This window comes from Rhodoferax sp. UBA5149 (genome assembly GCF_002413825.1).
GTDB lineage: Bacteria > Pseudomonadota > Gammaproteobacteria > Burkholderiales > Burkholderiaceae_C > Rhodoferax.
This window is the reverse complement of record NZ_DHXT01000083.1, coordinates 5,328-6,815: the sequence shown is the minus strand read 5'-3', so window position 1 is coordinate 6,815 and position 1,488 is coordinate 5,328. Positions and strand designations below refer to the sequence as shown.

Annotated in this window: 2 protein-coding genes; both read left to right on the top strand. The window is 62.6% G+C overall.

The features are described 5' to 3' along the window. Positions 1–825, top strand: an 825-nt coding sequence (locus B3V69_RS06950) for a sensor histidine kinase (protein ID WP_296445062.1), incomplete at its 5' end; no start/stop codon positions are given. Next, on the top strand, positions 822–1,481 hold the full coding sequence (locus B3V69_RS06945; protein ID WP_296445060.1) for a response regulator: 660 nt from the start codon (positions 822–824) through the stop codon (positions 1,479–1,481). The genes B3V69_RS06950 and B3V69_RS06945, both read left to right, overlap by 4 nt. The last annotated feature ends 7 nt before the right edge of the window (positions 1,482–1,488 follow it).

The window sequence follows — 1,488 nt, the reverse complement described above, 5'->3', positions numbered from 1 at the left end:
CCCGTCGCCCAGGTGAAAGACCTTGGGCGGGAATTGCATGTGAAGGACGTTGCCGGGCAGGGCGTTTGGGTGCTGCTGCTGGCCAGGGGCGGCCGGCATTTGTTTACCGAAGAACATGTGCGCATTGCTGGGCAGCTGTGGCGTTTGCTCGAAGTCGGGCTGATGCAGCAGCGCCAAGGCCAACAGGTGGTGGAGCAGGAGCGCCAGCGCATCGCCTCTGACCTGCATGACGACCTGGGCGCGCAACTGCTCACCATCATGCACGTGGGCAAGTCGGATCGCACGGCGGCGTTGGCGCGGCGGGCACTGGAGGACATGCGCGAGAGCGTGCGCGGACTCGCAGGTCAGCCGGTGCTGGCGGAGCAGGTGCTCTCCAACTGGCGTTCTGAGACGGTCTCCAGATTGGTGGATGCTGGTGTGGCGCCGGACTGGCGTGCCGGTGAACCGCCGGCCGGTTTGGTCCTGTCGGCGCGTATGCTGGTGCAGCTGACAAGGGTGCTGCGCGAGGCGGTGTCGAATGTGATTCGTCACAGTCACGCGCGGCATTGTTGTGTTGACATTTCCTTGGACACCGGTCACCTGGTGCTTGATGTGCAGGACGATGGCCGTGGTTTGTCCATGGCCGCCAGCGCATCGCCGGGCCATGGCATGTCCAGCATTGAGAGCCGGGTGCGCAAGCTCGGTGGCACGCATCGTTTTGGGGTGTCGGCGCTGGGTGGTGTGCACCTTCATGTGCGCGTGCTGCTGGAGCGCGCGCCTCAGACGCACGCCTTGGGCACGGTTGTTCGTGCCGCCAATCCATCGACTACCATCGCCAGTCCATGAAGCATGCCCTGATTGTTGAAGATTTGCCCGATATCCGTGACTGGCTCGGTGGCGTGGCGCGTGCCGCGTTTGCGGATATGAATATCGTCTTTGCCTCGCGCCGCGACCAAGCCCTCCAGGAAATTGAGCGTAGTCAGTTCGACCTGGCGCTGATTGATCTGGGTCTGCCCGACGGTTCCGGCATTGACGTGGTGAGCGCCCTGCGTCAAACGCAACCCGAGCTTGTATCGGTGGTCGTGACAATTTATGACGATGACGATCATCTGTTTCCGGCGCTGCAGGCGGGTGCCTTTGGTTATTTGCTCAAAGACCAGCCGCAAGATCTCCTGGCGCGCCAACTGATTCGGATCACCCAGGGCGAGCCGCCCCTGTCCCCGCCCATTGCCCGTCGCGTACTGGCGTACTTTGCTGGCGCTTTGCAACGCCAGCAAACTTTGGTGCGACAAATTGAGGAAGAGGTGCGTCTGACGGAGCGCGAAACCGAGGTGTTGCAGCGGGTCGCCAAGGGCTATACCTTGCCCGAGATTGCGCTGCAACTCGGACTGTCCAAGCACACGATTGCGGACTATATCAAGCAGGTGTATCGCAAGCTCAATGTGTCATCGCGCGCCGAGGCCGCGCTGGAAGCCGCCCGGCGCGGGCTGGTGCGGCCTTGAGTTGATC

Coding starts and splice junctions, on each gene's coding strand:
- B3V69_RS06945 (WP_296445060.1), top strand. CDS start 822: ATGAAGCATGCCCTGATTGTTGAAGATTTGCCCGATATCCGTGACTGG.